Here is a 6,450-nt window from a genome sequence, read left to right as displayed (position 1 = left end):
CAGCGCTACGTCACGCGCTACAACACCGCCAGGCTCCATAGCTATAACGGGTATCGGTCGCCAGTTGCGATGGAAAGGCTGGCGGCGTGAAGCCTTAACTGGTGTCCAGAATTACTTGACCAGTTCAGCTTGCTGGCGAACGGGCTCATTTCGCGAGCAAGAACTCGGCGTCCCCCTCGCTCCTACAGGGCTCTCAGCCCGACCGTCGATGGCTAGCAACAGCTAACGCCGACAGAGCCGAATCATTCGTCAAAGGTAGCAGAGCTACCCCGATCGGACTCCCAGCACACTCCTTCGGCCTGCTTAGCGATTGAAATCGCCCCCACAAGAAGCCTGCCCAGCATCAGCCCCTAGCACCACCCTCCCCTCCACCACCTTCACCGCCACGGCATCCAGCCGGCTGCCTTCGCAGGGGCCTTCGATGCAGTGCCCGTCCTCGAAGCGGAACATTGCGCTGTGATGAGCGCACATCAGTACCTGGCCACGGTAGGTGCAGAACTCGCCGGGGCGGTAGTCCAGGCCGACGGAGAAGTGCGGGCAGCGGTTACGATAGCCCCACACCGCCTGACCCCGGCGAACCAGCACCAGGCGCACCGACTGACCGCCCAACCGAGCGTCCAGGGCCAGGGCGCCGCCCTCGGCGATGTCTTCGATTGCGCAAAGGTCCGTCATCCGCGCAGCTCCGGGTTGCCCAGGCCCCAGTGCCAGGGCCGGATCTCCACCTGATCGAACAGCCCGGCCTGCATGTAGGGATCATCGCTGAAAAAAGCCTGCACATCGCCAAGGCTCATGGCCTCGACCACCAGCAGGGTGCCGTTCATATGCCCGTTGCCGCTGTCCAGGGTAGGGCCGCCCAGGCGAACCACCACCCGATGCGGATAGGGATTGCGCAGGTGCTCGCGGTGCGCCGGACGCACCTCGCTGCGCAATGCCTGCAGGCCGGGTTTGTCGGTGGCGAAGATTGCGAAATATTGACCCATGGCTCAGGCGTGCCCCAGCACGAAGTCGTAGCTGGCCAGGCTGAAGGACCCGGTGAAGTCATACCGGGCCGCCAATGGATGGTCCGCCTGGCAAGGTTCATAGACCACCTTGAGCGAGTCCTTCACACCGAACACCACATCTGACTCCAGGTAGGGGTCGTCATGATTGAACAGGTGGGTGACCAGCGTCCGGTGTCTCTCGGCCATCACCATGAAATGCAGGTGCGCCGGGCGCCAGGCATGGCGGTTACTGGCTTGCAGCAAGCGGCCCACCGGCCCATCGGTGGGAATGGGGTAGCTCACTGGAAGGATGGTGCGAATGGCGAAACGGCCCTGATCATCCGTGCGGTACCGACCGCGCAGGTTGGCCAGCGGCTGGGCCGGGTCCTGCCCGGAGTACATGCCGTTCTCGGCGGTCTGCCAGACATCCAGCACCGCTCCGGAAATCGGCTCACCCTGCGCATCCAGCACTCGCCCCTGGACGAGGGCCGGCTGGCCAGGGGTGAGCGCCATGTTCTCGCCATGGCCGCGCTCGGGCATGCCAGTCATATAGAAAGGCCCGAATACAGTGGTTTCGGTGACGTTCTCGCTGGCCCGATGGTTGATGGCATCCACTAGCATGGAGAGGCCAATGACGTCGGATAGCAGGATGAATTCCTGCCGAACCACGCCATCGCACATCTTGCCGGTGTCCGTGAGAAAGCGGATGCCGTGCAGCCACTCCTCTTCGGTCAGCTCGACCTCGCTGGCGAATGCATGCAGGTGGCGCACCAGGCTCTGGATGATCTGGCGCAAGCGTGGGTCAGGCGTGTTGGCGAAACTGGCCACAGCTTGGAAGGAGATTTTTGCTTCGTTGGGCGGGATGTTGTTCATGTTGTGTTCCCGTAGTGGGCGAGCGCGAGCGGGGATTGGCTTCCCTCATCCCCGGCCCCCTCCCAGCGGTATAGGGGTCGGGGGCTGGTCGCTAGGCGGGGCCAAGCCCCTGCCAGGCGCGGGTCAGTAGAGCTTCGATGGCGCGCTGCTCAAAGGGGCGTGGGTTGTAGTAAGGGCTGGAGCAAGCGATGCGTGCGGTCTCGGCCGGCCCTTCCATGGGCAACCCGATTTCCGCCAGGGACACCGGAATGCCCAACTTCTGGTTGAGGGCGAAAATCAGTGGCCCTACCTCATCCGCCTCCTGCCCACCCAGGGCGCGAGCGGCGCGGCGCAGGGGCTCAGCAGCGGCCTCGCGGTTGTAGTGCGCAGCGTGCGGCAGAACCACGGCATGGGCCTGGGCGTGCGGCAGGTTGAAGGTGCCACCGAGGGTGTGGCAGAGCTTGTGGTGGATGGCCATACCTACAGAGCCCAGGCAGATGCCAGCCAACCAGGCGCCGTAAAGCGCGCGACTGCGCGCCTCGGCATTCTCGGGGTTGGCGACGACGCCCGGCAGCGCCTCGGCCAGGGCCCGAATGGACTCCTCGGCCATCAGGCTGATGATCGGGTTGGCGTCCTGGGCGTAGAGCGCTTCCACGGCATGGGCCATGGCGTTCATGCCCGAGCAAGCCGAAATGGCGGCAGGCAGCGTCAGTGTCAGTTGCGGGTCGTAGATGACCGTCTTCGGCAGCACACGGAAATCACGCCCGGTCTTCTTCAGGCGGTTTTCGGTGAGGCCGTAGATCGGTGTCATCTCCGAGCCGGCATAGGTGGTCGGCACCGCCAGGATCGGCAAGCCGGACTCCAGCGCAATGGCCTTGCCCAGGCCAATGGTGGAGCCACCGCCGATGGCCACGCAGCAATCTGCATCCAGGCGCGCCGCCTCTTCCCGGGCGGCGCGCGCCACCTCGACGGGCACATGCATCACCGCCTCGGGGTAGACACCGGCGGCACGCTCGTCAAGGATGGCTGCGACCCGTTCCCCCAGGTGGTGCTGCTCGGGGGTGGTGAGAATCAGTGCACGGCGCGCATCGAGCTTGTCGAGCTCCTCGGTGAGCGAGTCCAGGCGGCCCCAGCCGAATACCACGCGGGAAGCCAGGCCCTGATAGACGAATGAATTCATGGTCGACCTCAACGTTTGAAGTGCGGTGGAATCTTGGCGTCCACATTGACCCAGACCGAGCGCGCCTCGGTGTAGTCGTGGATGGCCTCGAAGCCCATCTCGCGGCCATAGCCGGACTGCCCGAGTCCACCAAAGGGGCTGCCGGGACTGACACGCTTGTAGCAGTTGATCCAGCACATGCCAGCGTGAATGCTCGCCGCCATGCGATGCGCCCGTTGCAGGTCTCGGGTCCAGAGGCCACTGCCAAGCCCGTATTGGGTGCCGTTGGCAATCGCCAGCGCCTCTTCGTCCGTGGAGAAGCGCAGCACGGTGACGAAGGGGCCGAAGACTTCCTCCTGGGCCACACGGTGATCCGGTTTCGCTTCGACTACCGTCGGTTCAATGTAGTAGCCGTCGGCCAGGGCTGGGTCCTGCGGGGCCTTGCCGCCGGTCAAGACCTTGCCGCCCTCGGCACGGGCGATATCGACATAAGCCAGCACCCGATCGCGGTGTTGCGCCGAGGTCAACGGGCCCATCTCGGTGTTGGGATCGAGCGGGCTGCCCTGGCGGATGGAGCGCGCAAGACCGATGAAGCGCTCGAGGAACTCGTCAGCGATGCGCTCGTGCAGGATCAGCCGCGAGCCCGCGATGCACGCCTGGCCCTGGTTATGGAAGATCGCCCACGCTGCGCCATTGACGGCTGCATCGAGGTTCGCGTCCTCGAAGACAATATTGGCGCCCTTCCCGCCCAGTTCCAACTGCACTCGCTTGAGGTTGCCCTGGGACGCTTCGACGATGCGCCGCCCGGTAGCGGTGGAGCCAGTGAAGGCGATCTTGCCCACGTCCTGGTGCTCGGCCAGGCGCTGGCCGGCGGTGTGGCCGTAGCCCGGAACCACGTTGACCACGCCATCGGGGAAGCCCACTTCCTTCATCAGCTCGGCGATTCGCAGGGTCGACAGCGGCGTGATCTCCGAGGGTTTGATCACCACGGTGTTGCCGGCGGCCAGGGCCGGGCCCATCTTCCAGCTGGTGAACATCAGCGGGAAGTTCCACGGCACGATCTGCCCGACTACACCGATGGGCTTGCGCTGAACGTAATTGAGAAAGCCCGCCTCGACCGGAATCACCGCGCCTTCGATCTTGTCGGCCATGCCGCCAAAATAGCGGAAGCAGGCTGCGGTACGCGGAACGTCGAGGCTGCGCGAATCGCGGATCGGATGGCCGGTATCGAGGGACTCCAGCTGCGCCAGCTCCTCGGCGTTCTCCTCGATCTTGTCTGCCAACCTGAGCAGCAGGCGCCCCCGTTCGGCGGCGGACAACGCGGCCCAGGCCGGAAATGCACGCTTGGCTGCGGCCACGGCCAGGTCCACATCCTCGGTTTCAGCCGCGGCGATATGGGTGATCAGCGTTCCATCGTGCGGGGACAGGACTTCGATGGTCCCGCCCTTCACGGCCGGCACGAAGCGGCCGTCGATGAAGAGTTGGTTCTGCATGAAAATCTCCGGGTGCCGCCGGATGAACGCGGCGACCGTGGGTGAAATACGTTTTGTCCCTTCGCCCCTCCGGGGAGAGGGTTAGGGAGAGGGGGTTACGGAGCCGAGAACAGGTTGCCCTCACACCGGCCCTCTCCCAGAGGGAGAGGGCGCAGGCGATCAGAACTCGACCGGATACGGTTTCAGCTCACCGCTCTCATAGCGCTGCGGCAGGTTCGGCGTGGCGTTCTCCCACACCAACAGCATCGAGCGCTTGGTCGAGTAGCCCTGGTGGCGGATGTCCGCCGGCATGGCGCAGATATCGCCGGGGCGCATGGTGATACGCGCACGGGGACTGCCATCGTCCTTGTCCGCCACGTCCCAGATGATTTCATCGGACAGTTGCAGGAACCACTCCACGCGATCATTGCCGTGGAACACCGGCAGGATGAACTCCTCCGTGGTCGGGCAGAACAGGCTGGCCTTGCATACCGAGCTGACCGAGGGGTTCCAGGTCACGTCGGAGCGCGACAGGTACTTGTAGAGATTGAAGGCATGCAGTTCATCTTCGAAACCCTCGGCGGCGTGGATTTCCGGCTCGTCCTGGGGTACGTCGGCGAACTGGCGATTCACCGGCAGGTCATTGCGCAACGGCGAATCGTCCGGCAGGCCCGGCATGCGCCGGGTGGAGACACGGAAGCGCTCGATGGCTTCGAGATTGTCACCACGCTTGCGACCAAAGGCGCTGCCGGTTTCTTCTGGCGCAGCAAAGGGGTCGAAGCCAGCGTTGGTCCAGTCCCGCAGGATGGCCTTGAACGTGGCCATGATCTTCGGGGTCTCGAACTGTTCGGTGTAGTCGACGCCAGCGGCCTTGAGCACGCCATTGAAGGTACCGGCATAGAGATCGACCCTGCCGTAATGGTTGCGGGTACCGATAACCTCATCGAAGTTCACCCAGCCATAGAAGAAGCCCCATGCTACGTCACGCATGGTGGCGCGCAGGAAGGCGTCGGCAGGGATCAGGTGCGAGCGCTCCTGGCCCTTGGCCGGCCACTGGATACGCACGAAGTATTCGTCGCGGGACAGGGTGAAGGCGCCTAGCTTGAAGGCGCGGTAGCCGGTAACGGCATCGGGAAGGCTGGCTTCGACTTCATCGGCAGCGAAGCTGGCGGAGGTGTCGAGGGTTTCGAGCATGGCCATGGTAGGTGTCCTCTTGTTCTGGATGTCGGTCGAGGCTGTGTCACTTCAGGCAGATGTCTGCCCACTTCTCCACCGACAGCGGGCCCTGGATGGTTTGCAGCAGCACGACACTGGGGCACGCGCTCTCGAAGCGATAGGCGCAGCCTGCCGGCAGCAGGCACTGATGGCCGCGCTTGAGCAGCACGTAGCCCATGGGCCGGCCCTTGGGCTGCTCGCCCGCCAGGCAGGTACCCTCACCGTCAACCAGGGGTTCGTCGAGCTTGAGGAAATCGACACGGACATCGCCATCCACGGAGATCGCGAATTCATCGTGAGCGCAGGTGTACCAAGGGGACTGCCCTTCGGCGCGCAAAGTCTCGATCACATAACCCAGGTTTAGCCCGACCACCACTTTCTCGTAGGGCGCAGATTGCCGGGCAACTTCGAAGATATTGGAGAAGGCGTAATGTCGGGCTTCGCCCTGGATGATCTCGATCGAGCCCTTGCGGTAATCATCGAAGGAGCCGAATACGGTACGGAATGCGGCAGTGCTCATGTCATTCACCGTTGTTGTTGTAGTTGGTGCAGCCACGTTACGAGCCGGGGCACCGACCAACAATTCCAAGGCTGACGACAACAGTGTTTGCAAAACGCGAACAGTTGGCGGAGCGCTCTATCTCAGCAGCTACAGCCTTTCCAACTCGTTTTCGCCGCGGGTCGAACGCCAATCAGAGGGAGCCATAGAGAGGGACAATCGCGCAAATAAATCGAATTAATCGATTATTAGAATCAACGTAAAACTTTGTTT

At 63.5% G+C, this 6,450-nt stretch carries 7 protein-coding genes; all 7 read right to left on the bottom strand.

Annotated features, from left to right (window positions below; translation table 11 throughout):
* Positions 1-303: 303 nt before the first annotated feature.
* The 7 genes from J7302_RS24275 to J7302_RS24245 all read right to left on the bottom strand — a co-directional run bounded on the left by J7302_RS24275 (position 304) and on the right by J7302_RS24245 (position 6,198).
* Positions 304-672: a Rieske (2Fe-2S) protein gene (locus J7302_RS24275; protein WP_215380813.1), complete on the bottom strand. Its 369-nt coding sequence runs from the start codon at positions 670-672 to the stop codon at positions 304-306.
* Complete coding sequence (locus J7302_RS24270) at positions 669-980, bottom strand: YciI family protein (RefSeq protein WP_215380811.1); 312 nt, start codon at positions 978-980, stop codon at positions 669-671. The genes J7302_RS24275 and J7302_RS24270 overlap by 4 nt, the downstream gene beginning before the upstream one ends.
* Positions 981-983: 3 nt before the next feature.
* Positions 984-1,853, bottom strand: coding sequence for an intradiol ring-cleavage dioxygenase (locus tag J7302_RS24265; protein WP_215380809.1), 870 nt, complete (start codon positions 1,851-1,853; stop codon positions 984-986).
* A gap of 91 nt (positions 1,854-1,944) precedes the next feature.
* The gene (locus J7302_RS24260; RefSeq protein ID WP_215380807.1) at positions 1,945-3,012 is read right to left on the bottom strand and encodes a maleylacetate reductase; all 1,068 of its coding nucleotides are present in this window, start codon (positions 3,010-3,012) and stop codon (positions 1,945-1,947) included.
* An 8-nt stretch (positions 3,013-3,020) separates the two neighbouring features.
* Positions 3,021-4,484: an aldehyde dehydrogenase family protein gene (locus J7302_RS24255; protein WP_215380805.1), complete on the bottom strand. Its 1,464-nt coding sequence runs from the start codon at positions 4,482-4,484 to the stop codon at positions 3,021-3,023.
* Positions 4,485-4,643: 159 nt separating this feature from the next.
* Positions 4,644-5,663: a hydroxyquinol 1,2-dioxygenase gene (locus J7302_RS24250; protein WP_215380802.1), complete on the bottom strand. Its 1,020-nt coding sequence runs from the start codon at positions 5,661-5,663 to the stop codon at positions 4,644-4,646.
* Positions 5,664-5,703: 40 nt separating this feature from the next.
* The gene (locus J7302_RS24245; RefSeq protein WP_215380798.1) at positions 5,704-6,198 is read right to left on the bottom strand and encodes a cupin domain-containing protein; all 495 of its coding nucleotides are present in this window, start codon (positions 6,196-6,198) and stop codon (positions 5,704-5,706) included.
* Between the last annotated feature and the right edge of the window lie 252 nt (positions 6,199-6,450).

Origin of the sequence: Metapseudomonas boanensis (assembly GCF_018704125.1) — a bacterium.
GTDB lineage: Bacteria > Pseudomonadota > Gammaproteobacteria > Pseudomonadales > Pseudomonadaceae > Metapseudomonas > Metapseudomonas boanensis.
The sequence above is the reverse complement of the archived record's forward strand: the minus strand, read 5'-3'. Positions and strand labels throughout refer to the sequence as shown.

What these genes read in the sequence shown, in the direction of transcription:
- J7302_RS24275 (WP_215380813.1), bottom strand. Translation starts at nt 672, where the DNA reads ATGACGGACCTTTGCGCAATCGAAGACATCGCCGAGGGCGGCGCCCTG.
- J7302_RS24270 (WP_215380811.1), bottom strand. Translation starts at nt 980, where the DNA reads ATGGGTCAATATTTCGCAATCTTCGCCACCGACAAACCCGGCCTGCAG.
- J7302_RS24265 (WP_215380809.1), bottom strand. Translation starts at nt 1,853, where the DNA reads ATGAACAACATCCCGCCCAACGAAGCAAAAATCTCCTTCCAAGCTGTG.
- J7302_RS24260 (WP_215380807.1), bottom strand. Translation starts at nt 3,012, where the DNA reads ATGAATTCATTCGTCTATCAGGGCCTGGCTTCCCGCGTGGTATTCGGC.
- J7302_RS24255 (WP_215380805.1), bottom strand. Translation starts at nt 4,484, where the DNA reads ATGCAGAACCAACTCTTCATCGACGGCCGCTTCGTGCCGGCCGTGAAG.
- J7302_RS24250 (WP_215380802.1), bottom strand. Translation starts at nt 5,663, where the DNA reads ATGGCCATGCTCGAAACCCTCGACACCTCCGCCAGCTTCGCTGCCGAT.
- J7302_RS24245 (WP_215380798.1), bottom strand. Translation starts at nt 6,198, where the DNA reads ATGAGCACTGCCGCATTCCGTACCGTATTCGGCTCCTTCGATGATTAC.